Genomic DNA, 25,915 nt, shown 5'->3' with positions numbered 1-25,915 from the left:
GCGGAGCCTCAACAGGATCGGGTCGCCCGGTGGGACGACGTGGCGGCGCCCCCACTCACATCAGCGCGCCGCCGTCGACGCGGATTTCGGTGCCCGTCATGTACCGGCCGTCGTCGGAGGCGACCATGGCGACGACGCCGGCGATGTCCTCGGGTGTACCGAGTGCGCCATTGTTGAGCCAGCCGGTGAGGCGCGCGAACAGCGAGTAGTCCACCCCGTCGGGCTGGTCCAGGATCGACTTCGTGGTGATGCCGCTGGTGATGCCCGCGGGCACGATATTGACCGCGCGCAGCCCCTGCTTGGCGTATTCGAGCGCGATGGAGTGGGTGAACGCGTTGACCCCGCCCTTGGACGCGGCGTAGGCGGCGAGATAGGGCGAGGCGCTGAACGCCGCGGTGGACGAGAGGTTGACCACGACGCCGTGCCCGGAGTCCACCAGTGCGGGCAGCGCGGCCTGCGTCATGAGGAAGGTGCCGGTGAGGTTCACCGTGATCACCTGGTTCCACACCTCGAGCGGCATCTCGTGGGTGCGCGCGGGCCGCAGGATGCCCGCCGCGTTGACCAGCACGTCGAGCCCGCCGCCCAGGAATTCGAGCGCCGCCTCGGTGCCGGCCCGCACCGACTCCGGATCGGCGATATCGATCCGCAGCGTGTGCAGCCGCCCGTCGACGTCACCGGCCTTCTCCACCGTCCCGGCCAGACCCGCCTCGTCGACGTCCACGCCCACCAGCCGCGCCCCCTCGTCGAGCAGCCGCAACGCGATCCCCTGCCCGATACCCGACCCCGCTCCGGTGACCAGAACCCGACGACCCTCATATCTACGCATGCCAAAAATTAGAACAGGTTCTCGTCAGGAATCAAGGGTAGGAGCCCCAACCCACCACCCCTATATAGAAGGGCTCTCCCACCCCTGTGCCCACCGGCACACCCACCCCGCCCCCACCCGAACAGTGGCGATCACAACACCACCCCAACACTTCGGCCACAACTCGGGAACGAACCACCAGCGCCACGGGATCCCGCGGCGAGCACACTTGCGATAACGCAACCCCCGGGTACACCTGTGGAAATGGGGGGCTCCGGGGGGCACAGCCCCGCCGGGCGGGGCGTGGGGGCTGCGCCCCCACAAAACACACGAAACGAGAAAAGGCCCACGCTCTCCGTGAGCATGAGCCTCTTATCGAGTGCAGTGGGCGAAGGGGGACTTGAACCCCCACGTCCCGAAGGACACTGGCACCTGAAGCCAGCGCGTCTGCCATTCCGCCACTCGCCCGAGCGACTCCGGAACACTATCACGGGTATCGGCGTCACAAGAAATCGCCTGTTCAGAGCCCATTGTGACGTGTCCGAGACGTCCGGGGAACCTCCGGACGTTTCCAGGAGTTACAGGTGTGGAGGATCGTGGATATCATGCAATGACCGTGGTCGTGCCGCGACACGCCATGTCGGCGTGTCGTTGTTATGGAGCTGGGAAGTCATCAGGGTGTAGCACATCGAAGGGAGGCCGGTATGGGCATCGTCTCGAGGTTCGAACGTCGCCTGCGCGGTTTCGACGACGTGTTCGCCCGGGTGTTCGGCGGCAGCGTGGTGCCCAAGGAGGTGGAGGACGCGCTGCAGCGCGAAGCCACCGACAACGTGCGGCAACTCGACGGTGGACACCGTCTGGTGCCGAACAGCTATGTGATCACCATCAACCCGTCCGACCACGAGAAACTGGCTTCCGACCACGACCTCACGACCCGCGCGTTCGCCAAACATCTCCAGGACTACATCCGCGATCAAGGGTGGCAGACCTATGGCGAAGTACACGTAGCGTTCGAGGCATCACCTACGCTGCACACCGGACAGTTCAGGGCGAGCGGCCGCGTCGATCCGGACGCCGGCCGTGGGGGCTCGTCGGCTCCCCGCCCGGAACCCACGCCACAACGACCTGCACACCCGCAACCAGGAGCTGGCCCCATGACGCAGAACTCTGGCTACGACCCGAGCCGTGAGCCCGCGGAGTCCGATCCACGCGATCGCGGGTACGCACCGCCGCCAGGGGGGCGGCCCGGAGGTCCCCAGAACGGTGCGTACCGCGACGACTACGCGCGCGGTGGCGCGTCGTACGGTGCCGCCGACTATCAGGCGCCCGACGGCCAGCAGGGCTACGGCGACTATCAGAACGGCTACGACTACCAACAGGGTGGCGGCCAGCAAGGCTACGGCGGCGGCCAGCAGGGTTACGCGGATCAGGGCTACGGCCAGCAGGCCGGGTACGGCGAGCAGGGCTACGCCCAGCAGGGCGGCGGCTACGGCGGCGGCCAGCAAGGCTACGGCGACCAGGGCTACGGCGCGCAGGGCTACCAGGAGCCCGGCTACGGCCAGCAGGGCGGCGGCTACGCCGACCAGGGCTACGGCCAGCAGCAGGGGTACGGCCAGCAAGGCTACGGCGACCAGGGTTACGCGGATCAGGGCTACGGCCAACAGGCCGGGTACGGCGAGCAGGGCTACGCCCAGCAGGGCGGCGGCTACGGCGGCGGCCAGCAGGGATACGCCGACCCCGGTTACGGCCAGCAGGCCGGCTACGGCGACCAGGGCTACGCCGCCCCCGAGGAACAGGGCTACGGCCAGGCGTACTCGCAACAGCCCGGCTACGGCCAGCAGGCCGGGTACGCCGAGCCGGGTTACGGCGCGGCGGCGGGCGCGGGATCGGGCTACTCGGCCACGCTCCAGCTCGACGACGGCAGCGGGCGCACCTACCAGCTACGCGAGGGCAGCAACATCATCGGCCGCGGCCAGGACGCGCATTTCCGCCTGCCCGACACCGGTGTCTCGCGCCGCCACATCGAGGTCCGCTGGGACGGCCAGACGGCGATGCTGTCGGATCTCGGCTCGACCAACGGCACGCTGGTGAACGGTTCGCCGGTGCAGGACTGGCAGCTCGCCGACGGAGATGTGATCCGTGCCGGGCATTCCGAGATCCTGATCCGTATCGTCTGATCCCGTAAGCTCGCGATGCGGATCACGACATCGTTCCGGCGTACTCGTCGGTCGTATCGTGATCGGAGTCGGTCGACGGCCCTATGATGCTGCCAAACGCGCGCGGCTCCGTACCGGAGCCGGCGAGGCCGTGGGGCGGTCGCACCGCGCCCACGGCACCGACGTACCTACGGACTGGACAGGAGGTGGAACGCCGTGCAGGGACTGATCCTGCAAGTGACCCGTGCGGGGTTCCTCCTGCTGCTGTGGCTGTTCGTCTGGGCGGTATTGCGGACCTTGCGCAGCGACATCTACGCGGCATCCGGCATCAGGATCCAGCCCAGGGCCGCGCGCGGTTCCGCGGTGCTGCCGTCCCTGCGCCGAGGCCAGAAGGGCGCCAAATATCTTGTGGTGACTCAAGGTTCACTCGCCGGCACCCGCATCTCGCTCAGCACCCAGCCGGTGCTGATCGGGCGTGCGGACGATTCGACGCTGGTACTCACCGACGACTACGCCTCTACCCGCCACGCGCGGCTGTCCCCGCGGGGTGACGACTGGTATGTCGAGGATCTCGGCTCCACCAACGGCACCTACCTGGACCGCGCGAAGGTCACCACCGCCGTCCGCGTCCCGCTCGGCACCCCGGTCCGGGTCGGCAAGACAGTGATCGAGCTCCGATCGTGACACTCGTTCTCCGCTACGCAGCGCGCAGCGACCGTGGTCTGGTCCGAGGCAATAACGAAGATTCCGTCTACGCGGGCGCCCGCCTGCTCGCGCTCGCCGACGGCATGGGCGGGCACGCGGCCGGTGAGGTCGCCTCGCAGCTGATGATCGCGGCGCTGGCGCACCTCGACGACGACGAGCCGGGCGACGATCTGCTCGGCAAGCTCGACGCCGCGACCCGCTCGGGCAACGCCGCCATCGCCGATCAGGTCGAGGAGGAGCCCGAACTCGACGGCATGGGCACCACGCTCACCGCCATCCTGTTCGCGGGCAAGAAGCTCGGCCTGGTGCACATCGGCGACTCGCGCGCCTACCTGTTGCGCGGCGGCGAACTGACCCAGATCACCCGCGACGACACGTTCGTGCAGTCGCTGGTCGACGAGGGCCGCATCACGCCGGAGCAGGCGCACACCCACCCGCAGCGCTCGCTGATCATGCGCGCGCTCACCGGCAACGAGATCGAGCCGACGCTGATCATGCGCGAATCCCGCGCGGGCGATCGCTACCTGCTCTGCTCGGACGGCCTGTCGGACGTGGTGAGCGACGAGACCATCGCCAATACCCTGCGCGAGGGCACCACCGACGAGTGCGCCGACCGGCTCATCGAGCTGGCGCTGCGCAGCGGCGGCCCCGACAACGTGACCGTGGTGGTCGCCGACGTCATCGACCTGGACTACGGCCAGAGCCACCCCATCGTGGCGGGCGCCGCGTCGGGGCAGGACGAGGACACCCCGCCGCCGAACACCGCCGCGGGCCGGGCCGCCGCCATGCGCCCGCCGCGCGCCGCCCCGCCGCGCCGCGCGGCCGCGCCGGAGCCGCCGCCGCCCGCCAAATCGCACAAGTTGCGCTGGGTGCTGCTCGGAGTGGCGCTGGTGGTGGCCGTAGCGGTGGGTCTGGTGGTCGGCTACAAGATGATCCGCAACAACTACTACGTGGGCGCCGACAACGGCCAGGTGGTGATCCTGCGCGGGCTGCCGGGTTCGGTACTCGGGTACTCCATCCACGACGTCGCCACCGTCGGCTGCGTCGACAAGGGCGGCGAGCTGACGCTGCTGGGCACCGGCGCGGATCTGCCGTCGGGGTGCAAGCAGCTGCGGGTGAGCGATCTGGAGCAGACCGGCCGCGACAAGGTCAACAACGGGCTGCCGCCCGGTTCGCTGGCCAAGGCCGAGGAGCAGATGCGCCTGCTGGCCCAGCAGGAACTGCTGCCGCCGTGCCCCGCGCGCAAGACCGAGCCGAGCGTTCCGCAGCCCGGTGTGCTGCCGACCGGTGAGCCGACGCCGACCGGTGAGCCCGCGCCCACCGAGCCCGCGCCGCCGCCCGCCGATCCGAACGCCACGCAGGCTCCGCCGGCGACCGACCTGCAGACGCCGACGCCGACCGGCCCGTCCGAGCCCGCGTCGAACCCCCAGTCCTCGGGGGAGAACTGCCGGGTGACGGACTGATGTCCGCACCGCCACCGCCGTCCGCGGGGGCCTTTCCCAGTCCCCCGGGCGGGTTCGCGCCTGCGCCGCCACCGTCGACCAGGCGTAACGCGGAACTGCTGCTGCTCGCGTTCGCCGCGCTGATCACCACGGTGTCGCTGTTCCTGGTGGAGGCCAGCCAGGAGCAGTCCATCACCTGGGACATCGCCAAGTACGGCCTGGCCTTCCTCGGGCTGTTCGCGATCGCGCATCTGGCGGTGCGCCGCTTCGCCCCGTTCGCCGATCCGCTGCTGCTGCCGATCGTCGCGCTGCTCAACGGCCTCGGGCTGGTGCTGATCCACCGCCTCGATCTGGGCGCGGCGCAGAACGCCGAGTTCAATTCGATGCCGATCCCCTCTCCCGACGCCAACCAGCAGATCCTGTGGACCGGCCTGGCGATGGTCGTGTTCATCACACTGCTGGTCGTGTTGCGCGACTACCGCACGCTGGCCCGATACAGCTACACCCTGGGCCTGATCGGCCTGGTCGCGCTGATGATCCCGGCGCTGCTGCCCGCCGCCTACTCCGAGACCAACGGCGCCAAGATCTGGATCAGGCTGCCCGGCTTCAGCGTGCAGCCCGGTGAGTTCGCCAAGATCCTGCTGATCGTCTTCTTCGCCTCGGTGCTGGTCGCCAAGCGCGAACTGTTCACCACCGCGGGCAAGCACATGCTGGGCATGGAGTTCCCGCGCGCCCGCGACCTCGGCCCGATCGTGGCGGTCTGGCTGGTGTGCATCGCGGTGCTGGTGTTCGAGAAGGATCTGGGCACCTCGCTGCTGATCTTCGGCACCGTGCTGGTGATGCTCTACATCGCCACCGAGCGGGTGGGCTGGCTGATCATCGGCGGCGCGCTGCTCTCGGTCGGCTTCTTCTTCGCCTACCAGATGTTCGGGCACGTGCGGGTGCGCGTGCACACCTGGCTCGACCCCTTCTCCGACTACCACAACACCGGCTACCAGATCTCGCAATCGCTGTTCGGGCTGGCGACGGGCGGGCTGGCGGGCACCGGTCTGGGCAGCGGGCGCCCCAATCAGGTGCCGTTCTCCAAGACCGACTTCATCATCACCACCATCGGCGAGGAGCTGGGCCTGATCGGGCTCACCGCGGTGCTGGTCCTGTTCCTGGTGCTGATCCTGCGCGGGCTGCGCACGGCGCTGGCGGTGCGCGACAGCTTCGGCAAGCTGCTGGCCGCCGGGCTCTCGTTCACCATCGCGGTGCAGTTGTTCGTGGTGGTGGGCGGCGTCACCAAGCTGATCCCGCTGACCGGCCTCACCACCCCGTTCGTCTCCTATGGCGGTTCCTCGCTGCTGGCCAACTACGCGCTGCTGGCGCTGCTGATCAAGGTGTCCGACGCGGCGCGCGCTCCCGCGCCGGTGCGCAGGAAGGAGCCCGCGGCGCCCATCGCCGAGGCGCCGACCGAACTGCTGCGCCGATCGGAGACGAGGTCGCAAGGATGAACACGCCGCTACGCCGGGTCGCGGTCGCCGTGATGGCGATGATCGTCGTGCTGCTGCTCAACGCGACCTACATCCAGTACATCAAGGCCGACGACTACCGCGCCGACCCGCGCAACTCCCGCGTGCTGCTCGACGAGTACTCGCGCCAGCGCGGCCAGATCTCGGCCGCGGGCACGGTGCTGGCCGGCTCGGTCGCCACCGAGGACCGCTACAAGTACCTGCGCACCTACCCCACCGACCCGCAGGCGTACGCGCCGGTGACCGGCTTCTACTCGATGCAGTACGGCAGCGCCGGGCTCGAGCACGCCGAGGACCAGGTGCTCAACGGCTCGGACAGCCAGCTGTTCGGCCGCCGCCTGGTGGACCTGGTCTCCGGCCGCGATCCGCGCGGCGGCAACGTGCTCACCACGCTGAACCCGGTGATGCAGCAGGTCGCCTACGAGCAGCTCACGTCGAAGGGCTACACCGGTTCGGTGGTCGCCATCGAGCCGAGCTCCGGCAAGATCCTGACGATGGTGTCCACGCCGAGCTACGACCCGAACCTGCTGGCCGGGCACGACGGCGCGCGCAACACCCAGGCCTGGGAGACGCTGACCAGCGATCCCGAACAGCCGATGCTCAACCGCGCGGTCTCCAAGACCTACCCGCCCGGTTCCACGTTCAAGGTGCTGGTCACGGCCGCGGCGCTGTCCAACGGGGTCGCGGGTCCCGACGACCAGTTCACCGCCGCGCCCAACATCACCCTGCCGGGCACCTCGACCACGCTGGAGAACTACAACGGGTCGACCTGCGGCGACGGACCGACGGCCTCGCTGTCGGAGGCGTTCGCGCGGTCGTGCAACACGGCGTTCGTGGAGCTGGGCCTGCGGGTCGGCGCGACCGAACTCAAGGACGAGGCCGCCGCCTTCGGCATCGGCCCGCATCGCGGCATCCCGATCCCGGTCGCCGAGAGCACCGTCGGCACCATCCCCGACGACGCCGCGCTCGGCCAGAGCAGCATCGGCCAGCGCGATGTGGCGCTCACCCCGCTCGACAACGCGGTGATCGCCGCGACCATCGCCAACGGCGGGGTCCGGATGGAGCCCTACCTGGTGGATCAGCGTCAGGGACCCGACCTCAGTGAGCTCTCGCGCACCGAGCCGGTCTCGGTCGGACAGGCGATCAGCGCCGAGGTAGCGTCTCAGCTGACCACCATGATGATCGGTTCCGAACAGTTCTCCGGCGGCGGCAACACCCCGTACACGATCGCGTCCAAGACCGGCACCGCCGAGCACGGCAGCGATCCCCGCAACACGCCGCCGCACACCTGGTACATCGCGTTCGCCCCCGCGCAGAACCCGAAGATCGCCATCGCGGTGATCGTCGAGAACGGCGGAGACCGGGCGTTGGCCGCGACCGGCGGTTCGGTGGCCGCCCCCGTCGCCCGCGCGGTGCTGGACGCGGGCCTGCGGGGGAGTTGATCGATATGAACGTGCGAGGAGAGGTTCGGGGGCCCCGATGCTGAACAACGGCGCGATGATCGCCGATCGCTACCGCCTGCAGCGCCTGATCGCCACCGGCGGCATGGGCCAGGTCTGGGAGGCGCTGGACACCCGGCTCGACCGCCGCGTCGCGGTGAAGGTGCTCAAGGCGGAGTTCTCCGCCGACCCCACCTTCCGCCACCGGTTCCGCACCGAGGCCAAGACCACGGCGCAGCTGAACCACCCCGGCATCGCGGGCATCTACGACTACGGCGAGACCTACGACCCGAGCGCGGGCGAAACCGCCTACCTGGTCATGGAATTGGTGCAGGGCGAACCGCTCAACGCGGTGCTCAACCGGCTGGGCAAGCTCTCGGTGGGCCAGGGTCTGGACATGCTCGAGCAGACCGGCCGCGCGCTGGAGGTGGCCCATGCCGCCGGTGTGGTGCACCGCGACGTGAAGCCGGGCAACATCCTGGTGACGCCGACCGGTCAGGTGAAGATCACCGACTTCGGCATCGCCAAGGCCGTCGACGCCAGCCCGGTCACCAAGACCGGCATGGTGATGGGCACCGCCCAGTACATCGCGCCCGAACAGGCCGTCGGCGAGGACGCCACCGCGGCCAGCGACGTGTACTCCCTCGGTGTGGTCGGCTACGAGGCGCTGTCGGGGCAGCGCCCGTTCGCCGGCGACGGCGCGATCACCGTCGCGATGAAGCACGTCCGCGAGACGCCGCCGCCCATGCCGGGCGATCTGCCGCCGAACGTGCGCGAGCTAATCGAGATCACCATGGGCAAGGACCCGAACCTGCGCTACGCCAGCGGCGGCGAGTTCGCCGACGCGGTCGCCGCGGTGCGGGCCGGTCACCGTCCGCCGCCGCCCCGCAACGCGGGCGCCGCGGCGGGTCCGCTCACCGAGGGCGCCACCCGGGTGCTGCCGCCCGGCCCCACCGTGATCCTGCCCGCGGGCCAGGCCGACGGCCCGACCGTGCGCTACAACACCCCGCCCGCCGGCGCGTCCACCGCGGCCGCCCCCGCCACCATGATGAATTCCGGTGCGGGCGAGGCCACCCCGCCGCCGGGCAAGAAGCCGTGGACCACGAGCCAGAAGGCGCTGGCCGCGCTCGGCGCGGGCGCGGTACTGCTGGGCGGTGCGGCGATCTGGCTGTTGTTCGGCGGCGAACCGAACACCGATCCGGTGCGCGAACCGGTCACCTCGACGTTCGCGCCGGCGCCCCCGGTCACCACCACGACGCAACAGCCGACCACCACCACCCAGTTCGTGCCGCCGCCTCCGCCCGTCACCACGACGCCGGAGCCCACGACTCCCGAGCCGACCACCACGACTCCGGAACCCACCACGACCACACCGGAACCCACCGCCGAGCCGACGACGACCCGCCCGACCAGGACGCAGTCGCCGACGACCACGCGCACCTGGTTCCCGACTCTCGACTTACCATTTCCGGAGAATCCCGCTCAGGGACGGCCAGATGCCACTCGTAGCGCGCCCGCCACTCCGTCACAAGGACAGCCATGACAACGCCGAAGAATCTCTCTTCCCGCTACGAGCTGGGCGAGATCATCGGCTTCGGCGGGATGTCGGAGGTGCACAAGGCGCGCGACGTCCGCCTGAGCCGGGACGTGGCGATCAAGGTGCTGCGCGCCGACCTGGCCCGTGACCCCACGTTCTACCTGCGCTTCAAGCGTGAGGCGCAGAACGCGGCCGCGCTGAACCATCCGGCCATCGTCGCGGTGTACGACACCGGCGAGGCCGAAGTGGACGGCGGTCCGCTGCCCTACATCGTCATGGAGTACGTCGAGGGCGAGACGCTGCGCGACATCGTGCGCGGCAAGGGCCCGCTGGCGCCGCGGCGCGCCATGGAGATCATCGCCGACGTCTGCGCCGCATTGGATTTCAGTCACAAGGCCGGCATCGTGCACCGCGACATGAAACCGGCCAACATCATGATCAACCGGGCCGGCGCGGTGAAGGTGATGGACTTCGGCATCGCGCGCGCGATCGCCGACGCCGCCAACCCGATGACCCAGACCGCCGCCGTCATCGGCACCGCCCAGTACCTCTCGCCCGAGCAGGCGCGCGGCGAGAGCGTGGACGCCAGATCCGACGTCTACTCGGTGGGCTGTGTGCTCTTCGAGATCCTCACCGGCGAGCCGCCTTTCACGGGCGACTCGCCGGTCGCTGTGGCCTACCAGCACGTCCGGGAAGATCCGCGGCTGCCCTCGCACGTGCACTCCGGTGTCCCGCGCGAGCTGGATTCCGTGGTGCTCAAGGCGATGAGCAAGAACCCGGCCAACCGGTACCAGACGGCCGCCGAGATGCGCGCCGACCTGATCCGTGTGCTGGGCGGCCAGAAACCGGCCGCGCCGATGGTGATGACCGACGAGGACCGCACCACCGTGTTCGGCTCGGAGGAGCCCGGCCCGCGCACCTTCCGCACCGTCGAGACCAGCGACGACACCGCCGAGCAGGAGCCCGCCGAGTCCGAGAACCCGCGCCGCACCCTGTATCTGGCGTTCGGCGCGGCGGCCGCGGTGCTCGTGGTGTTCGCGCTGTTCTGGGTGCTGATCGGGCCGGGCAGCAAGCCCGAGCAGATCGCGGTGCCCGATCTGTCGAACATGCCCGCGCAGCAGGCGCAGGACGAGCTCGAGCGGCTGGACTTCTCGGTCGCCATCCAGCAGAAGCCCGACGGCAAGGTGGCCAACGGCAACGTCATCGCCACCCAGCCGCTCGGCGGGTCCCGCATCGACAAGGGTTCGACGGTGACGTTGCAGGTGTCCACCGGGCCCGCGCAGGTGCAGGTGCCCAAGCTGGACGGGCTCACGGTGCAGCAGGCCGAACAGGAGCTCAACGCCGTCGGGCTGCGGATGGACCCGAACGTGGTGCGCCGCGAGTCGAGCGCGGCCGACGTGGACAAGGTGATCGGCACCGAGCCCGGCGCGGGCGCGCGCGTGGACGTGGACCAGGCCATCGTGGTGTCGGTGGGTTCGGGCCCGGAGAAGGTGTCGGTGCCGCGCCTGGTCGGCCAGGACATCAGCGTCGCCGAGCCGAATCTGGTGGACAGCGCGGGATTCCAGATCGTCATCGAGGAGGTCGCGTCCTCGCGGCCCAAGGGCGAGGTGATCGCCACCAACCCGGCGGGCGGCACCCGCGCCGACCGCGGTTCCACGGTGACGGTCCAGGTGTCGGCGGGCGACGAGATCAGCATGCCGAACGTGGTGGGCCTGACGCCCTCGCAGGCGGTGGACCGGCTGCGCCAGGCCGGCTGGACCGGCAGCACCAGTCAGATCAACCAGAACACCACCGGCACCTTCGACGCGGGCACCGTCGGCCGGATCGTCAGCCAGCAGCCCTCGGCCGGGCAGTCGATCTCCAAGACCGAGACCATCACCATCACCACGGCGGTGCTGGGCCCGCCCTGATCGTTATCCGAAAGAGCCGACCGGTCGGTGTCACCGGGGTGAGAATTGAGCTGCTCCATCCGAACCAGCGACAGCGTGGAACAGGAGGCAGCCCCATGACCACTGCCAGGGACATCATGAAGCCCGGCGCCCAGTGGATCTCGAAACAGGACACCGTCGGCCGAGCCGCCCGCCTGATGGCGGAACTCGGGGTCGGCGCCCTGGTCATCGCGGATGAGAACGAACGGATGTGCGGCATCATCACCGACCGCGACATCGTGGTGAAGTGCGTGGCCCAGGGCCGCGCGCCGAGCACCACCCTCGCCGCCGACCTGTGCGAGGCGACGCCACGCTGGGTCGCGGCCGACGCCGACGTCGAGCAGGTCCTCGACGAGATGGAGAGTCACCGGATCAAGCGCATGCCGGTGATCGAGAACAAGCGCATGATCGGCATGATCAGCGAGGCCGATCTGGCCAGGCATCTCGACGACAACCAGCTGGGCGAGTTCGTCACGGCGGTGTACGGGCGACCCTGACAGGTGTGCGTCCCCGGCGTTCGGGCGGCCGTCCCGGACGCCGGGTCGTGCTGTGCGCGAACCGGAGTGCTCGCGCCGTAGCGATCGCTGACAACAGCGGGCGAGGTCAGCCGGTGGGACCGGCGGCCGGACCTGGGAGTCAGCTCAGCTTCAGATGCCGGTTCATCTCCATCGCCGCCTCGGCCAGATCGCTCAGCTCGACCACTTCGACGCCGTGCTCGCGCAACTTCTCCACACCCACGCAGTTCTCCACGAACGTGGCCGGTTCGCGCCACGCGATGACGACGCGCCGAATGCCCGCTTCCAGAATGCGGTCGGTACAGGGCAAACGGTCGGCCGTGCCGCGCTTCGAGCACGGTTCGAGGGTGCTGTAGAGCGTCGCGCGCTCCAGGCGCCGATCTTTGGGGTCGAGCTTGTTCAGTGCCGCCTCTTCGGCGTGCACTTTCGCGTCGGTCTCGCGGGAGTAGCCGGTGGCAATCTCCGCGCCGTCGGCCACGATCACCGCGCCGACCGAGAACGCGGTGTCGCTCGGCGGGCACCGGTGCGCCAGCTCGATCGCCCGGCGCAGGAAATGGTGATCGGGTTCCGCGCGCCGGTGGATCATCACCGCCATATCACCGACCTGCCCCACCTCGGCCAGGCGCAGCCTGCGGGTCGGGCCGCCGGGGAACTCGGCCGGGTGCACGAATCGCGGGGCCGCCGGATCGCCCACCAGGATGGGCGCGACGGCGATGTGGAGTTCGTCGGCCAGATCGGCGGCGAGGAAGGCGGTGTGCACCGACGTGCCGCCCTCCACCATGAGCCGGATGACGTCGCGGCGGCCGAGATCGTCCAGCATCGCGCGCAAGTCGATCTCCGGGCCGAGCGAGACCACCTCGGCCAGGCGGGCGTGCCGTTCGAGCCGGACCGCGCCCTCGTCGGTGGTGTAGATCAGCTTCGCACCCGGTTCGTAGAAGAACCGCAGGCCGGGGTCGAGATCCCCGCTCGCCGTAATGGTCACCTTCGTCGGTTGAAACGGCATCCCCATGATGGCCCGGGAGTCCTGGCGGCCTCGGTGCTTGACCAGCAACCCGGGATTGTCGCGGCGCAGAGTGCTCGCACCGACGAGGATCGCGTCCATCTGGGCGCGCACACCGTCGATGCGTTCGAAATCCTCCGCGTCCGAGAGCAGCAGCCGGTCGGGGCTCGCGTCGTCGATGTAGCCGTCCAGGCTCATCGCGACCGACAGCACCACGTACGGCCGCCCGCCGCAGAGCTTTTCGCCGCCGTAACGGATCACTGCGTCACCAGCGCGGCGACCTCCGCCTCCAGCACCTCGATGAGGCCCTCGGCCGGGCGCTCGCCGCACACCTCGAGCCAGTTCGCGAGAATGCGGTGCCCGCCCTGGGTGAGCACCGACTCGGGATGGAACTGCACACCGTGGATCGGCAAGGTGCGGTGGCGCATCGCCATCACGATCCCCGATTCGGTGCGGCCCAGCACCTCGATCTCCGCGGGCAGGGTGTCCTCGAGCACGGTGAGCGAGTGGTAGCGGGTGGCGGTGAACGGGTCGGGCAGGCCGGCCAGCACGCCCGCGCCGAGGTGGTACACCGAACTGGTCTTGCCGTGCAGCAGTTCGGGCGCCCTGGTGACGGTCGCGCCGAACGCCTCGCCGATGGCCTGGTGGCCGAGACAGACCCCGAGCAACGGCGTCTCGCGCTCCGCGCAGGCGCGCACGAGATCGATGCTCGCGCCCGCGCGGTCGGGCGTGCCGGGCCCGGGGCTGATGAGGATGCCGTCGAATTCGGCGGCCACGGCCCGCGGATCCGCCAGGTTCGCGTCGTCGTTGCGCCAGACGACGGCCTCGGCTCCCAGCTGGCCCAGATACTGCACCAGGTTGAACACGAAGCTGTCGTAGTTGTCGACGACCAATACACGCATGGTTCGAGATTACGTGGCGGCCCGGCGGGCCGTCGCATCCATTACCAGTTGGGATAGCCTAGGGAGAACACCGGAGGGCGCCACGGCCCGACCGGGCCGTCCGTGCTGTCGCCGGATGGCCGTCGAGCGGCCCGGCACACGCCAACTGAATCAGCCCCCGGTACCGACCTGCACGCCGAATACGAGGACGTCATGCCCAAGTCGAAGGTCCGCAAGAAGACCGACTACACGATCAACCCCGCCAGCCGGATCCCGGTGAAGGTGAAGGCGGGCCCGTCGCCGGTCTGGTACGTCGCGATCATGCTCGGCTTCATGCTGGCCGGGCTGGTGTGGCTGCTGGTGTACTACCTGGCGGCCGAAGAGATCAGCTGGATGAACGATCTGAACGCCTGGAACTTCCTGATCGGGTTCGGCCTGATGGTGGTGGGGCTGATCATGACCATGAGGTGGCGCTAGCCCCGGGACCAGGGGATTACAGCGGTGTCATTCATGCACACCTGTGGATGAAGCCTGTGGACAAATCGAGGACCGACCGGGGAGACTGCCCGCGTGAACCCTGATTCACCCGATCCACCGCCGCGCCTGGAGTGGACCACACCCCTGCCCGCGCTCGTCGCGGTGGCCGTCGGCGGCGTCGTGCTGGCCGGTGCCACCTTCTTCGCCGCCGACGCCCCGAGCCGTCTGCTCGTCGGGCTGGCCGCGGCGGGACTGCTGGGCCTGGCCGCGCTGGGTTACCGGCAGCGGCCCCGGTTGACGGTCGTGCCCGGCGCGCAGCCGCGCCTGGTGGTGCGCACGCTCACCGGCCCCACCGACTACCGCCCGGATCAGATCATCCGGGCGCGCATCGTGAGCTACCGCCGCCTCGGGCGCAAGGTGCCGATGCTCGAGATCGACGTCCGCCACGGCGACGACGAACGCCTGCTGATCTTCGGCCGCTGGGATCTCGGCGCGTCCCCGGAGGACGTGTTCGAAGCCCTGGTCGTGCACCGGATCGCGTTCCTGCGGTCGGAGTAGTTCCCGCGTAGTTTCACGTGAAGCAATGCGAGCTTTCGCTCGCGACGCCTACCCGATCATCATCGCGGCCGCGGCGATGGCGGCGGCCGAGGCGAGACCGACCACCCCGATGGACACCCAGCCGATCGTGCGCGCCGACTCCTGACTCTTCGCACCCACCCACTGCGGCACGAACAGCACGCCGAGGGTGGCCGAGGTGCCCGCGAGCAGGCCGCCCAGGTGCACCCACAGCGAGACCCCCGGGATGGACAGGCTCAGCAGCACGTTGATGCCGATGATCACCAGGATCTGGGTGGGGTTCATCCGCAGGCGGAACATGGTCACCGCGATCGCGCCGAACATGCCGTACACCGCGCCCGACGCGCCCGCGCCCACCGTGTTCACCGGCTCCAGCAGCAGGCCCGCGGCCGAGCCCCCGATCAGCGACACCAGATAGATCGAGAGCATCCGCACCCGCCCGAGCACCGGTTCGAGCTGGATGCCCACGATGTAGAGCGCGAACATGTTGAGCGCCAGGTGCAGCGGCCCCCAGTGCAGGAAGCCCGAGCCGATCACCCGGAACCACTCGCCGTCGGCGACCAGGGTGGGCACGAGCGCCCAGCGCAGGAACAGCTCGGAGCGGAAGTTGTCCACCACGCTGCCCGCCTGCGCGGCGGTGATGCCGAAGAACAGGATGTTGAGCGCGATCAGCCCGTAGGTCACCAGCGGCGTGGCCGATTTCGCGACGGGCGCGCCCGCGACCGTGCGGACGGGGCGCACCTGCCTGCCTGATGCGCGCACGCAGTCGACGCAGTGCTGGCCGACGGCGGCCGGTTGCAGGCAGTCGGGGCAGGCGGGCCGCCCGCAGCGCGTACACGCCAGGCCGGTGGGACGATTCGGATGGCGGACGCATGTGGGTGCGGGCGGCTGAGGGTTCATCTGCTCAATCGATCGTGGCGGTGGCGATGCGGACGGCGTCCTTGGGACGGTCGTTGCGGTCGGTCGGGGTGGCGGCGATGGCGTCGACGACCTTGCGTGAGTCGGGGTCGAGGACCTCGCCGAAGATGGTGAACTTGCGATTCAGGTGCGGCTGCGGACTCACCGTGATGAAGAACTGCGAACCGCTGGTGCGCACGCCGATATTGGCCATGGCCACCAGGTAGCCGCGGTCGAACCGCAGCTCCGGGTGGAACTCGCTCGCGATCTCGTAGCCGGGGCCGCCGCGGCCGCTGTCGCCGGGATCACCGCCCTGGATCATGAACCCGTCGATCACCCGGTGGAAGGTGGAGCCGTCGTAGAACGGGCCCGACGTGCCACCGCTCGCGTTCTCGGTGGTGTACGCGGCCGAGCCGTCCACCAAGCCGAGAAAGTTCCGCACCGTCTTCGGTGCGTGAAAGCCGAAGAGCGCGATCTTGATATCGCCGTGGTCGGTGCACAGCGTCACCCCGGCGGTCTGGGTCGGTGAGGTCACCCCGCCATGCTATCCAGGGCGCGCCCGCGTTCCGGTGCGGCGCCGCGACGGTGTCGGCGACCAGTACTTACTGCGCCGTCACCACGGCTGTGCCAAAGTGGTCGCTATGGCACAGGGGCGTCTGCACGTATCCGCACGATCTCGTAACCGATTGATCGCCGCGAGCCTCGTCGCGCTCGCAGGCGGTGTGGCGTGGCTGGTCCGCAGCAAACGGCCGGTGCCGCCGGAGCCCGCGCCCGAACCGCCGCGCCTGGGTTACTCCCGCAACGGTTCCGCGCCGGTCCCGGTGCCGGGAGCCGGCGCGGAGACCGGGCACTGATCCGCGCTCAGCGGCTCACCGTGCGCTTGTACTGACGCAGCGCCAGCGGCACGAACACCACCAGGATCACGACCACCCAGATCAGCGTGGTCGCAATCGGGTTGCGCATCGACCAGGCGTCCGAGGCCGGGCCCAGCGGGCTGGTGTTGCCGAACAGCTCGCGGGTGGCCTGCGCCAGCGCCGACACCGGATTCCACTCCGCGAACACCTTGAGCACCGTGGGCAGATCGTTGATCGGCACGAAGGTGTTGGCCAGGAACGTCAGCGGGAAGATCACCATGAAGCTGGCGTTATTGAACACCTCGGGCGTGCGCACCAGCAGGCCGACCACGGCCATGATCCAGGACACGGCGTAGGCGAACAGCAGCAGCAACAGGTAGGCGAGCACGGCGTCCAGGAACGAGCCGCGGATGCGCCAGCCCACCAGCAGACCGGTCAGCGACATCACCACCAGGCTCACGACGTTGATCACCACGTCGCTGAGGGTGCGCCCGACCAGCACCGCCGACGGAGCCATCGGCAGCGAGCGGAACCGGTCGATGATGCCCTTCTGCATATCCTCGGCCAGGCCCGCGCCGGTGAACGAGGCGCCGAACACCACGGTCTGCACGAAGATGCCGGCGATCAGGAACTCGCGGTAACCGCCCTCCAGGCCGGGCACCTTGATCGCCGTGCCGAACACGTAGGCGAACAGCAGCACGAACATGATCGGCGACAGCGTGCTGAAGATGAGCACGTCGGGGACGCGCTTGATCTTGATGACGTTGCGCTTGGCGATGGTCAGGCTGTCGCTGACGACGATGGACAGTCGTTCCGACAGGGTGGGGCGGTGCCCCACGCCGGGGGTGTGCACGGCCGCGGTCATCGGGCATGTCCTTCCGTAGCTTCCGCGCGTTCGGCGTCCACGTCGTCGCCGTTCACGTAGTCCTCGGCCTCGTGGCCGGTGAGGGTGAGGAACACGTCGTCGAGCGAGGGCCTGCGCAGGCCGACGTCGTGGATCCGCACGCCCGCCTTCGCGAGGAGGCCGATGGCGTCGACCAGCGCCTGGGAGCCGTTGCTGACCGGGACAATGATCTTGCGCAGTCCGGGTTCCAGGTGGATCTCGCCGTCGGCGAGCCCGCTCAGCGCCTGCTGGGCGGCACCGAGCTTGGCCGCGTCGTCGACGGTGAGCTCGATGCGATCGCCGCCGACGAGGGTCTTGAGCTCGTCGGCGGTGCCGCGCGCGATCACCTTGCCGTGGTCGATGACGGCGATGGCGTCGGCCAGGCGGTCGGCCTCCTCCATGTACTGCGTGGTGAGCAGCAGCGTGGTGCCGCCCGCGACCAGTTCCTCGATGACGTCCCACAGATCGAGCCGTGCCCTCGGGTCCAGCCCGGTGGTGGGCTCGTCCAGGAACAGCACCGGCGGGTTGGCGACCAGTGCCCCGGCCAGGTCGAGCCTGCGGCGCATACCGCCGGAGTAGCCGCGCACCGGCCGGTCGGCGGCGTCGCTGAGCCGGAAGCGGTCCAGCAGTTCGCGGGCGCGCTCCTTACTGCGCTGCACCCCCATGTGATAGAGCCTGCCCACCATCTCGAGGTTCTCGAAACCGGTGAGGTACTCGTCGACGGCGGCGTACTGGCCGGACGTACCGATGTGCGAGCGCAGCAGTTGCGGATCGCGCAGCACGTCGATGCCCGCGACGGTGGCGGTGCCCTCGTCGGGGACGAGCAGGGTCGTGAGCACGCGGACGGTGGTGGTCTTGCCCGCGCCGTTGGGCCCGAGCAGCGCGGTGACGGTGCCCTCCGGCACCCGCAGGTCGAGACCGTCGAGCGCGACGACCCGCCCGTATCGCTTGACCAGCCCCTCGGCGACTATTGCGTCGGGCATGATTCTCCTGACGTTCGTGAATTCTCGATGGCGGATCGGCGTGCGACGTCCCCGCGCGCCCCGTCGACTCCCGCGGCTCGGATCGGGCTGATGATCCGTACCCGCGTCAGTATCGTCGCGGCGCGCGAGACTCGCATCCGATTCGCCGGCCCGGACACGACAGAGGCCGCATCCCGTACCAGGCGGTGCTCGGGGTACCGGCACGGGATGCGACCGGCTCGATACTCCCCCGGCCGCGGCGGTGCGAACACGGGTAGCCGGCTACCCGAATCGGCCCGGTGAGCTACTCGATCCGGACGCACCGCAACAGCCCGGCGCACCCGCGCCGGGACCGCTGTGGAGGCCGCGTCCGTGAACACGAACACATCCTGGCACCGGGGTCCGACAGGTTTGCCGCGTGTGACGCTCGCCCCGGCCACCGCGGGCTGTGCGACACGCGACGAAACCCGCCAGGCACACCCGCCGACACCCCGTCCGGAAGGGATTCGCACCACACGCAGACCGGTCGGATTGTTTCCTGATGGAACGAACGCGACACCGGGGAATTGCCGTTCGGGAATGGAAGAGATTGCACCGCAACACCTTTGACAAAGCCCAGGTGAGCGGGATGACCTCACCACCGACGCCGGGGGCACCGACGCCGGTCACGCCCGACTCCCACTCCGCAACCGCCGAAAAATTTCTTCGAAACTAATGGGCCCCCTGTACACACAATCGCGGAACTTCGCGTAGGATCAGTCACGTCGGCCCCTCCCCCCCGGGCCGACCTTACGCGGGCCTCGGCTAACTCCCCCCCTTCGCCGAGGCCCGCTCCCCATTTCCGGACCTTCTCGCGCTAGTTCCCGACCGCCGAATCCACCGCACGCCAGGCGGTTGCCAGCCGTTGCGCGCGCACCCGTCCGGCCACCTCGAACAGCGGGCGATCGCGCGCCCAGCGCGCCGTGATCTCCGTGCCGGCGAGTTCCCACAGCGGCTCCGAATCGGCCACGATCCGGCCGAACTCCGCGTACACACCACCCAGCGCGATATGCGTACCCGGCGCGGACGCGTGCGTGAGGTCGATCCCCCGCACCGACGCCACGGCGGCGAGCAGCCGCTCGATCATCGGCGCGGGCCATCCGGAGCCGCGACCGACGCGCACCAGCCACCCCAGCGCCGCACCGAGCACGTGGACGTCCTCGACCGTGCGGAACGGTTTGAGCACATCGGCGTACCCGTCGCCGGGCAACACGGTCGCGGGCGCGCCGTCGAAAACGACGGTGGCGTGCGGGATCTCAGGGGCGAACGGCAGCGGCGGGCGATCCGTGACGGTCACGCCCGGCCCCGCGCTCGCCACGAGCACCGCGCGCAGCCGGTTGCGCCCCTCCGGCGTGGCGCCCGCGCTCGCGATCACCACCAGCCATCGCGCGGCACTGCCGAGCGTCGCGAAAGTCTTGGTGCCGCTGACGGTCCACGCGCCGTCCGCACCCGTCAGCGCGGTGCGGATCGCGGCCGGATGCCCGCCGCCCTCCTCCGTCGCGGCCAGCGCGCCCGGCCCCTCCGGCAGCGCGGGCAGCAGCGCCCGCAGCGCCTCCTGATACCCGGAGAGGAACGCGTACCCGATCCGGTCGGCGCTGTACCCACCCGCGACGGCCGCGTCCAGCGGCGTGGCGAAACGGGCGGCGACCGCGCGGTGCCGCGCCCACGCCGCGGCGACGGAATCCGCGGCGGGCGCGGGCGGTTCGGTCAGCAGGAAATCGAAGACGCACTCCACCCCTGCACGCTAGCCGCCCGACTGCCAGATGCGGCTGCGCAGGTCCGCGCCCCGGATCACCTGGATCCGCCACGGCGCCAACCGCATCACGTGCAGCTCCGGATCGTCGGGCGCCTTCCAGAACTGCCCGAGCGGATAGCCTGCGCCGCGCGGACTCGTCCGCTCGTACAGATCCCAGACGTGCTGCTTCACGGCGAGATCGGGCACCCACTCGGCGACCACGTCCACGGCCACGGAGTCGTTGCGCCGATCCCAGTACGAGAAGTTGACGTGCGGGTTGCGCGCGATATGGGCGGCCTTGACCGGCGTGTGATAGGTCGCGAGCCACCCCAGCGGCGCGCCGTCCACCTTCTCCCACACCGGGATCAGCACGCGCGTGCGCGGGCGGTTCCTGCTGTCGACGGTGACCATGGTGGCGTAGTTGATGCGTCCCACGTACTGGTCGAACTCCGCCTCGATCTCGGTGTAGTCCGCCACTTCGACCGTCATCTCCCACCTCCGGTTACCGATAGGCCTGCCGGTTACTTCTTGTAACCATGAGCATCCTCGGTCAGCATGGACTGTTGTGGAAGAAGGCACTTACGAGTCACTCGGTTACTGCGCGGATACCGACTATTCGGCGCGCCAGTGGGACACCCGCGCCGACTGCGACGTCCGCCAGATCCTGGACCGCATCGCCGACAAGTGGTCACTGCTCACCATCGCACTGCTGTCCGGGCGCACGATGCGCTTCACCGAGTTGCGCCGCGAGATCGACGGCGTGAGCCAGCGCATGCTCACCCGCACCCTGCGCCACCTCGAGCGCGACGGCTTGGTGCGCCGCACGGTGTACCCCGTGGTGCCCCCGCGCGTCGACTACGAACTCACCCCGCTGGGCCGCAGCCTGCACCACACCATCCAGGCGCTGGTCGACTGGACCGAGACGCATCAGCGCGAGATCGCCGCCGCGAGGACGGCTTACGACGAAGCCGAGGCCGCCGCGGTGTGAGGAGCGGGTTCCCACGCCCGCTTCCGCACGGGTCGGAAGATTCCGGCGCGGGTCGGTGTCACTGAGTGACTACCGCCTACGAAGAGGCCGAGTCGCGCCGCCTGGCCGCGGTGCTCATCGCGCAGGGCACGCTACCGCTCGCGGAACCGGGCGTGAACGCAGGGAATGCTTCAGGGCGCCGAGGCGCGGGTACCGGACTCGCGCGGCCGAATCGCTGCAGGAACGGTGCGATTCGCGCGGCGCGAGCTACAGTCGGGTGATGGGCATCGACTGTTCGAGCGTCGTCCCGGCGTCCCGGCGGGACGTCTTCGCCTGGTACGCCCGTCCCGGTGCTTTCGCCAGATTGGCGCCGCCGTGGCAGCCGGTGACGCTGCTGCGCGAGGCCGAATCGCTGGCCGACGGCACCGCCGTGCTCGGCCTGCCGGGCGGTCTGCGCTGGGTCGCGCGCCACGATCCCGGCGAATACCGGCCGCCGCATCGTTTCGTCGACGCCGTCGCCGCCGACGGACTCGCCTCCCAGCCCGTGGCGCGCCTGGTGCGCTGGCGGCATGTGCACGAATTCGAAGAAGTCGACGCCGACAACTGCCGGGTGATCGACCGCGTGGAGACGCCGGTTCCGGCCGCCGTGCTGCGGCCGCTGTTCGACTACCGGTACCGCCAGCTTCGCGGTGATCTCCTCGCGCACACCCGCGCCGGATACGCGCCGGCGACCATCGCGATAACAGGCGCGTCCGGCCTGGTCGGCAGCGCGCTCGCGGCATTTCTGAGCACCGGCGGGCACCGGGTGGTGCGGCTGGTCCGCGGGCAGCCGCGCGACGCGGGCGAGCGCCGTTGGGCGCCGGACGATCCCGATCCGGCGCTGCTCGACGGGGTGGACGCCGTGGTGCATCTGGCCGGCGCCTCCATCGCCGGACGCTTCACCGACGCCCACCGGCGCGCCATCGCCGACAGCCGGATCGAACCCACCCGGCGCCTGGCCGAACTCGCGGCCCGCGCGGGCGTCGGCACGTTCGTCAGCGCGTCGGCGATCGGCTTCTACGGATACGACCGCGGCGACGAGACGCTCACCGAATCGGCCGAGCGCGGCGACGGATTCCTCGCCGACGTGGTCACCGAATGGGAATCGGCCACCGCGCCCGCCGCCGATGGAGGCGCGCGGGTGGTGCGGGTGCGCACCGGGATCGTGCAGTCACCCAGCGGGGGAACGTTGCGGCTGCTGCGACCGCTGTTCTCCGCCGGACTCGGTGGGCGCATCGGCGATGGGCGGCAATGGTTTTCCTGGATCGGGATCGACGACCTGGTGGACGTGTACCACCGCGCGCTGTGGGACGCCGAGCTGTCGGGGCCGGTGAACGCCGTCGCGCCCCAGCCCGTCCGGAACAGTGAATACACCGAGGTTTTGGCGCGGGTGCTGCACCGACCCGCGGTGCTTCCGGTACCGGACTTCGGCCCCGCCCTCCTGCTCGGTCGACAGGGGGCGCAGGAGTTGGCCGCCGCCAGCCAGCGTGTGTTGCCCGCTCGGCTCGGGGAACGCGGACATACGTTCCGCACGGCCGAGCTGGAGCCGACATTGCGTCATCTGCTGGGGAAGGTGGGCTGAGGGGAGCGACATTCGCCTGACGCGGCGAATCGTTCGTCAGCCGAGCCGGTCGACGGCGGCGGCGAGACTCGGCACCGCCTCGACCTCGCCGGGCAGGATGACCTCGTCCCAGCCGGGACCGCCCACCAGCACCCGCGACCCCGCCGCCAGGCAGGCGCGCAGGGCCGAGCTCAGCGCGGTGGACTCCCGCTGCGACCAGAGCAGGACGGGCAGCGGGGTGGCGGTGTCGCGCGCGAGGGCGTCGACCAGGGCCGCGGTCGGGACATCGGCGCCGAGCATGCGCGCACCGACATCGCGTTCGGCCAGCGCGGCGCGCAGCACTTCCAGCGGCAGCGAATGCGTCTCGCCACTCGTGCAAGCCAAGACGGCGCGGGCCGGACCCACGGGCGGATTGGTGCGCTGCACCGCGGCGACTATGCACCACGAGAGCAGATGCTCCACGTCGATGCATCCCTCGCCGCCGCCTTGCCGCTCGACTATCTCCGCGAAAGCCGGGCGGCACAGCCGCTCCCACGTGTCGACCACGCCGTAGGTGCGGATATGGGATTCCAGCTGGGTCGACACCGTGCTCGTTTCCAGCGTGAATGCCGCGGTCAGCAGCGTGACACGGTCGCCGAGCGCGATGGCGGGGCCACGGGCCGCCGAGGCCGCACCGGCCGGGCTCACACCCCCGCGCACAAGTTCGACCATGCGCTCGAGCAGCGCGATATCTGCCTCGGTGTACAGACGATGGCGGCCGGGGCGATCCTGCGCGGGGCCGATGTCGTAGCGGCGGTTCCAACTGCGCAGCGTGGCGGTGGGGATGCCGAGACGGTCCGCCACCGCGCGCACCGTGTAACCGGCCGTGTCGGAAGCGTGCGTGGAACCGGCGGGCATCGCCTCATTCTGCCCGGTGCCGCCCGCCGGACGCGCGACCCGCCCCGCGGTGCGCTGTGTACGCCCCACTGTCACGGCGCCTCACCTCCTCGCGATGAATCAATTATGCATCGTTCGTTTGGTAGCATGGCCGCATCGCCGACCCGAGGAGTCTCCATGAACTCTCGCCGCACCACCCGCGCTGCGGCCGCCGTGGCCGTCAGCGTCGCGGCATTCGCCGCCGCGGGCGCCGCCTCGGCCGCACCACCGCAGCCGGTACCGTCGCTCGAGCTCGATCGGTACCTCGGTGTCTGGCGTCAATTGGCCGCGGTGCCACAGCCTTTCAACCTCGAATGCGCCCGCGACACCACCGCCGAGTACACGCTCGACGCGCGCGGTGACATCGCCGTCCACAATCGCTGCACCACCTGGACGGGCGGCACGAGCGAGATCCGCGGCACCGCGCGCGTGAACGATCCCGTCACGCGCGCCCAACTGCACGTCAGCTTCCCCGGCGTGCCCTCTCAGGATCAGCTGGACGGCCCGACGAACTACATCGTCACCGCGCTCGGTCCCGACTATTCGTGGGCGCTGGTCACCGACCCGTCGCGGCTGTCCGGCTTCGTGCTCTCCCGCACGCCCGCGCTGGACGAAAACGCCTGGGCCGCCGTCGATGCCGCGATCAGCGCGAACGGTCAGAACTCCTGCCTGTTCCTCACGACGCCGGCCACCGGCGGGCAGTCCGCCTTGCAGCCGCTGTGCACGCGATGAGCGTCGCTGTCGCGTTGTTCACCCGCGACCTGCGGGTGCGCGACAACCCCGCGCTCACGGCGGCGCACCGGTCGGCCGACGAGGTCGTCCCCCTGTTCGTGATCGACACCGCGCTCGTCCCGGATCGCTGTCCGCCCAACCGGGCTCGGTTCCTCTCGGCCGCGCTCGCCGAACTCGACGAGGAACTGCGCGCGATCGGCGGCCGGCTGGTGATCCGGCGCGGCGCGGTGGTGGACGAAGTGGCACGCGTGGTGCGCGAAACCGGTGCCGGGAGTGTGCATCTCGCCGAGGACGTGAGCGGCTACAGTCGCGCCAGAGTGAAAGCGTTGCGGGACAAGCTCATCGAGCACGACTGCGAGGTTCGCACGCACGCCGCGTCCATCACCGCCGTCGATCCGGAATCGCTGCGCCCCTCCACCGGACGCGACCATTTCGCCGTCTTCACACCGTATTTCCGGCGCTGGACCGAGGTCCACCACCGCACGCCGCTGGGTGAACCGCGCGCACTCACGGTCCCCCGGCTCACGAGCGAGCCCCTCCCCGGACCCGGCGACCTCGCCGTCGGCGAGTCGTCCCCGCAGCTCGCGGTGGGCGGCGAAGCCACGGCTCGAAAACTGGTGCGCGACTGGCTCTCCGGACCGATCGGCGACTACGACGAGCTCAACGACGACCTCGCCGCCGACGCCACCTCCCACCTCTCCCCCTACCTGCACTTCGGCTGCCTCTCCCCCGCCGAACTCGTGCACCGCCTCGACCTGGGCTCCGCGGGCGGCGAGGCGTTCGCCCGGCAGCTCGCGTGGCGCGATTTCCACCACCAGCTGCTCGCGGCCCGCCCCGCCGCCGCCCGCGACGACTACCGCCCGCGCGACATCCGCTGGCGCGACGATCCCGCCGGCCTCGACGCTTGGCGCGAGGGCCGCACGGGCTACCCCGTGGTGGACGCCGCGATGCGCCAGCTGCGCGCCGAGGGCTGGGTGCCGGGCCGCGCCCGCCTCATCGCCGCCAGCTTCCTCACCAAATCCCTTCGCGTGCACTGGCGTATCGGCGCCGCCCACTACTTGCACTGGCTGGTCGACGCCGACCTCGCCAATAACCAGCTCAACTGGCAGTGGGTCGCGGGCACCGGCACCGACACCCGCCCCAACCGCGTCCTCAACCCCCTGCGCCAAGCCCTGCGCTACGACCCCGACGGCACCTACACCCGCCGCTGGATCCCCGAACTCGCCCACCTCCCCGGCCCCCGAATCCACACCCCCTGGCGCGAATCCACCGACTACCCACCCCCGCTCATCGAAGTCGCGGGGATGTGAGCCCGGTCAACGAACCGAATCACGGCTTGTCGCAAGGATTCCCGAT

Annotated in this window: 25 protein-coding genes and 1 tRNA gene; 15 read left to right on the top strand and 11 right to left on the bottom strand. The window is 70.1% G+C overall.

The window, feature by feature from the left end:
• Positions 1 to 55 precede the first annotated feature (55 nt).
• Together DFR74_RS14970 and DFR74_RS14965 are read right to left on the bottom strand one after the other, a co-directional pair.
• A complete protein-coding gene (locus DFR74_RS14970) occupies positions 56 to 826 on the bottom strand; it encodes an SDR family NAD(P)-dependent oxidoreductase (protein WP_067502675.1) in 771 nt (256 codons plus the stop codon).
• A 364-nt stretch (positions 827 to 1,190) separates the two neighbouring features.
• Positions 1,191 to 1,273, bottom strand: a tRNA-Leu gene (locus tag DFR74_RS14965).
• Positions 1,274 to 1,509: 236 nt separating this feature from the next.
• Between DFR74_RS14965 and DFR74_RS14960 the strand changes: the two genes are divergently transcribed.
• The 8 genes from DFR74_RS14960 (at position 1,510) to DFR74_RS14925 (ending at position 12,023) form a co-directional block, all read left to right on the top strand.
• The gene (locus tag DFR74_RS14960; protein WP_067502678.1) at positions 1,510 to 2,982 is read left to right on the top strand and encodes a DUF3662 and FHA domain-containing protein; all 1,473 of its coding nucleotides are present in this window, start codon (positions 1,510 to 1,512) and stop codon (positions 2,980 to 2,982) included.
• Positions 2,983 to 3,177: 195 nt separating this feature from the next.
• Positions 3,178 to 3,645: an FHA domain-containing protein FhaB/FipA gene (locus DFR74_RS14955; RefSeq protein ID WP_067502681.1), complete on the top strand. Its 468-nt coding sequence runs from the start codon at positions 3,178 to 3,180 to the stop codon at positions 3,643 to 3,645.
• Positions 3,642 to 5,129 (top strand): PP2C family protein-serine/threonine phosphatase, encoded by a 1,488-nt coding sequence (locus tag DFR74_RS14950; protein ID WP_113975112.1) that lies wholly within the window; start codon positions 3,642 to 3,644, stop codon positions 5,127 to 5,129. The genes DFR74_RS14955 and DFR74_RS14950 overlap by 4 nt, the downstream gene beginning before the upstream one ends.
• The gene (locus DFR74_RS14945; protein WP_067502685.1) at positions 5,129 to 6,604 is read left to right on the top strand and encodes an FtsW/RodA/SpoVE family cell cycle protein; all 1,476 of its coding nucleotides are present in this window, start codon (positions 5,129 to 5,131) and stop codon (positions 6,602 to 6,604) included. The genes DFR74_RS14950 and DFR74_RS14945 overlap by 1 nt, the downstream gene beginning before the upstream one ends.
• Positions 6,601 to 8,064 (top strand): peptidoglycan D,D-transpeptidase FtsI family protein, encoded by a 1,464-nt coding sequence (locus DFR74_RS14940; RefSeq protein WP_067502688.1) that lies wholly within the window; start codon positions 6,601 to 6,603, stop codon positions 8,062 to 8,064. The genes DFR74_RS14945 and DFR74_RS14940 overlap by 4 nt, the downstream gene beginning before the upstream one ends.
• A 37-nt stretch (positions 8,065 to 8,101) precedes the next feature.
• Positions 8,102 to 9,604 (top strand): protein kinase domain-containing protein, encoded by a 1,503-nt coding sequence (locus DFR74_RS14935; RefSeq protein ID WP_067502693.1) that lies wholly within the window; start codon positions 8,102 to 8,104, stop codon positions 9,602 to 9,604.
• Positions 9,601 to 11,508 (top strand): Stk1 family PASTA domain-containing Ser/Thr kinase, encoded by a 1,908-nt coding sequence (pknB, locus tag DFR74_RS14930; RefSeq protein WP_067502697.1) that lies wholly within the window; start codon positions 9,601 to 9,603, stop codon positions 11,506 to 11,508. The genes DFR74_RS14935 and pknB overlap by 4 nt, the downstream gene beginning before the upstream one ends.
• A 95-nt stretch (positions 11,509 to 11,603) precedes the next feature.
• Positions 11,604 to 12,023, top strand: coding sequence for a CBS domain-containing protein (locus DFR74_RS14925; protein WP_067502700.1), 420 nt, complete (start codon positions 11,604 to 11,606; stop codon positions 12,021 to 12,023).
• Between the two features lie 139 nt (positions 12,024 to 12,162).
• On the opposite strand, the gene DFR74_RS14920 is transcribed toward DFR74_RS14925, so the two are convergent.
• On the bottom strand, positions 12,163 to 13,302 hold the full coding sequence (locus tag DFR74_RS14920) for a dihydrofolate reductase family protein (protein ID WP_232331611.1): 1,140 nt from the start codon (positions 13,300 to 13,302) through the stop codon (positions 12,163 to 12,165).
• Positions 13,299 to 13,943: an aminodeoxychorismate/anthranilate synthase component II gene (locus DFR74_RS14915; RefSeq protein WP_067502704.1), complete on the bottom strand. Its 645-nt coding sequence runs from the start codon at positions 13,941 to 13,943 to the stop codon at positions 13,299 to 13,301. The genes DFR74_RS14920 and DFR74_RS14915 overlap by 4 nt, the downstream gene beginning before the upstream one ends.
• A gap of 192 nt (positions 13,944 to 14,135) precedes the next feature.
• Between DFR74_RS14915 and crgA the strand changes: the two genes are divergently transcribed.
• Complete coding sequence (gene crgA / locus DFR74_RS14910) at positions 14,136 to 14,399, top strand: cell division protein CrgA (RefSeq protein ID WP_067502706.1); 264 nt, start codon at positions 14,136 to 14,138, stop codon at positions 14,397 to 14,399.
• 93 nt (positions 14,400 to 14,492) lie between these two features.
• Complete coding sequence (locus tag DFR74_RS14905) at positions 14,493 to 14,957, top strand: PH domain-containing protein (protein WP_067502709.1); 465 nt, start codon at positions 14,493 to 14,495, stop codon at positions 14,955 to 14,957.
• A 48-nt stretch (positions 14,958 to 15,005) separates the two neighbouring features.
• On the opposite strand, the gene DFR74_RS14900 is transcribed toward DFR74_RS14905, so the two are convergent.
• On the bottom strand, positions 15,006 to 15,875 hold the full coding sequence (locus tag DFR74_RS14900; RefSeq protein ID WP_084537271.1) for a rhomboid family intramembrane serine protease: 870 nt from the start codon (positions 15,873 to 15,875) through the stop codon (positions 15,006 to 15,008).
• Between the two features lie 4 nt (positions 15,876 to 15,879).
• The gene (locus DFR74_RS14895) at positions 15,880 to 16,407 is read right to left on the bottom strand and encodes a peptidylprolyl isomerase (protein ID WP_067502713.1); all 528 of its coding nucleotides are present in this window, start codon (positions 16,405 to 16,407) and stop codon (positions 15,880 to 15,882) included.
• A gap of 151 nt (positions 16,408 to 16,558) precedes the next feature.
• Here DFR74_RS14895 and DFR74_RS14890 point away from each other — a divergent pair, with 151 nt between their 5' ends.
• On the top strand, positions 16,559 to 16,726 hold the full coding sequence (locus tag DFR74_RS14890; RefSeq protein ID WP_228789745.1) for a hypothetical protein: 168 nt from the start codon (positions 16,559 to 16,561) through the stop codon (positions 16,724 to 16,726).
• A 7-nt stretch (positions 16,727 to 16,733) separates the two neighbouring features.
• Here the strand turns inward: DFR74_RS14890 and DFR74_RS14885 are convergent, their stop codons facing one another.
• The 4 genes from DFR74_RS14885 to DFR74_RS14870 all read right to left on the bottom strand — a co-directional run bounded on the left by DFR74_RS14885 (position 16,734) and on the right by DFR74_RS14870 (position 20,834).
• Positions 16,734 to 17,591: an ABC transporter permease gene (locus DFR74_RS14885; RefSeq protein WP_084537272.1), complete on the bottom strand. Its 858-nt coding sequence runs from the start codon at positions 17,589 to 17,591 to the stop codon at positions 16,734 to 16,736.
• Positions 17,588 to 18,592 carry an ATP-binding cassette domain-containing protein gene (locus tag DFR74_RS14880; protein ID WP_067502719.1) on the bottom strand — a complete coding sequence of 335 codons (1,005 nt, stop codon included), beginning with the start codon at positions 18,590 to 18,592 and terminating at the stop codon, positions 17,588 to 17,590. Before DFR74_RS14880 ends, DFR74_RS14885 begins: the two co-directional genes overlap by 4 nt.
• 835 nt (positions 18,593 to 19,427) lie before the next feature.
• Positions 19,428 to 20,345 (bottom strand): acyl-CoA dehydrogenase family protein, encoded by a 918-nt coding sequence (locus DFR74_RS14875; RefSeq protein WP_067502722.1) that lies wholly within the window; start codon positions 20,343 to 20,345, stop codon positions 19,428 to 19,430.
• 9 nt (positions 20,346 to 20,354) lie between these two features.
• Positions 20,355 to 20,834, bottom strand: a complete 480-nt coding sequence (locus DFR74_RS14870) for a pyridoxamine 5'-phosphate oxidase family protein (protein WP_067502725.1) — start codon at positions 20,832 to 20,834, stop codon at positions 20,355 to 20,357.
• A gap of 76 nt (positions 20,835 to 20,910) precedes the next feature.
• On the opposite strand from DFR74_RS14870, the gene DFR74_RS14865 reads away from it, so the two are divergent.
• A complete protein-coding gene (locus tag DFR74_RS14865) occupies positions 20,911 to 21,333 on the top strand; it encodes a winged helix-turn-helix transcriptional regulator (protein WP_067502728.1) in 423 nt (140 codons plus the stop codon).
• Between the two features lie 259 nt (positions 21,334 to 21,592).
• On the top strand, positions 21,593 to 22,933 hold the full coding sequence (locus DFR74_RS14860; RefSeq protein WP_067502731.1) for a TIGR01777 family oxidoreductase: 1,341 nt from the start codon (positions 21,593 to 21,595) through the stop codon (positions 22,931 to 22,933).
• Between the two features lie 36 nt (positions 22,934 to 22,969).
• Here DFR74_RS14860 and DFR74_RS14855 read toward each other — a convergent pair whose 3' ends face one another.
• Positions 22,970 to 23,809 carry a MerR family transcriptional regulator gene (locus DFR74_RS14855; protein WP_067502812.1) on the bottom strand — a complete coding sequence of 280 codons (840 nt, stop codon included), beginning with the start codon at positions 23,807 to 23,809 and terminating at the stop codon, positions 22,970 to 22,972.
• A 156-nt stretch (positions 23,810 to 23,965) separates the two neighbouring features.
• On the opposite strand from DFR74_RS14855, the gene DFR74_RS14850 reads away from it, so the two are divergent.
• Together DFR74_RS14850 and DFR74_RS14845 are read left to right on the top strand one after the other, a co-directional pair.
• On the top strand, positions 23,966 to 24,559 hold the full coding sequence (locus DFR74_RS14850; protein ID WP_067502733.1) for a lipocalin family protein: 594 nt from the start codon (positions 23,966 to 23,968) through the stop codon (positions 24,557 to 24,559).
• Positions 24,556 to 25,869, top strand: coding sequence for a cryptochrome/photolyase family protein (locus tag DFR74_RS14845; protein ID WP_067502816.1), 1,314 nt, complete (start codon positions 24,556 to 24,558; stop codon positions 25,867 to 25,869). Before DFR74_RS14850 ends, DFR74_RS14845 begins: the two co-directional genes overlap by 4 nt.
• Positions 25,870 to 25,915 lie beyond the last annotated feature (46 nt).

Origin of the sequence: Nocardia puris (genome assembly GCF_003315035.1) — a bacterium.
GTDB lineage: Bacteria > Actinomycetota > Actinomycetes > Mycobacteriales > Mycobacteriaceae > Nocardia > Nocardia puris.
Note: the sequence above shows the minus strand (reverse complement) of the source record. Positions and strands in the feature narration are given on the sequence as shown.

Excerpts from the sequence above, each read along its gene's own strand:
- DFR74_RS14970 (WP_067502675.1), bottom strand. The coding sequence starts at position 826 with ATGCGTAGATATGAGGGTCGTCGGGTTCTGGTCACCGGAGCGGGGTCG.
- DFR74_RS14850 (WP_067502733.1), top strand. The coding sequence starts at position 23,966 with ATGAACTCTCGCCGCACCACCCGCGCTGCGGCCGCCGTGGCCGTCAGC.
- DFR74_RS14940 (WP_067502688.1), top strand. The coding sequence starts at position 6,601 with ATGAACACGCCGCTACGCCGGGTCGCGGTCGCCGTGATGGCGATGATC.
- DFR74_RS14945 (WP_067502685.1), top strand. The coding sequence starts at position 5,129 with ATGTCCGCACCGCCACCGCCGTCCGCGGGGGCCTTTCCCAGTCCCCCG.
- DFR74_RS14855 (WP_067502812.1), bottom strand. The coding sequence starts at position 23,809 with ATGCCCGCCGGTTCCACGCACGCTTCCGACACGGCCGGTTACACGGTG.
- DFR74_RS14915 (WP_067502704.1), bottom strand. The coding sequence starts at position 13,943 with ATGCGTGTATTGGTCGTCGACAACTACGACAGCTTCGTGTTCAACCTG.
- DFR74_RS14935 (WP_067502693.1), top strand. The coding sequence starts at position 8,102 with ATGCTGAACAACGGCGCGATGATCGCCGATCGCTACCGCCTGCAGCGC.
- DFR74_RS14860 (WP_067502731.1), top strand. The coding sequence starts at position 21,593 with ATGGGCATCGACTGTTCGAGCGTCGTCCCGGCGTCCCGGCGGGACGTC.
- DFR74_RS14870 (WP_067502725.1), bottom strand. The coding sequence starts at position 20,834 with ATGACGGTCGAAGTGGCGGACTACACCGAGATCGAGGCGGAGTTCGAC.
- crgA (WP_067502706.1), top strand. The coding sequence starts at position 14,136 with ATGCCCAAGTCGAAGGTCCGCAAGAAGACCGACTACACGATCAACCCC.
- DFR74_RS14845 (WP_067502816.1), top strand. The coding sequence starts at position 24,556 with ATGAGCGTCGCTGTCGCGTTGTTCACCCGCGACCTGCGGGTGCGCGAC.
- pknB (WP_067502697.1), top strand. The coding sequence starts at position 9,601 with ATGACAACGCCGAAGAATCTCTCTTCCCGCTACGAGCTGGGCGAGATC.
- DFR74_RS14925 (WP_067502700.1), top strand. The coding sequence starts at position 11,604 with ATGACCACTGCCAGGGACATCATGAAGCCCGGCGCCCAGTGGATCTCG.
- DFR74_RS14960 (WP_067502678.1), top strand. The coding sequence starts at position 1,510 with ATGGGCATCGTCTCGAGGTTCGAACGTCGCCTGCGCGGTTTCGACGAC.
- DFR74_RS14880 (WP_067502719.1), bottom strand. The coding sequence starts at position 18,592 with ATGCCCGACGCAATAGTCGCCGAGGGGCTGGTCAAGCGATACGGGCGG.
- DFR74_RS14885 (WP_084537272.1), bottom strand. The coding sequence starts at position 17,591 with ATGACCGCGGCCGTGCACACCCCCGGCGTGGGGCACCGCCCCACCCTG.
- DFR74_RS14900 (WP_084537271.1), bottom strand. The coding sequence starts at position 15,875 with ATGAACCCTCAGCCGCCCGCACCCACATGCGTCCGCCATCCGAATCGT.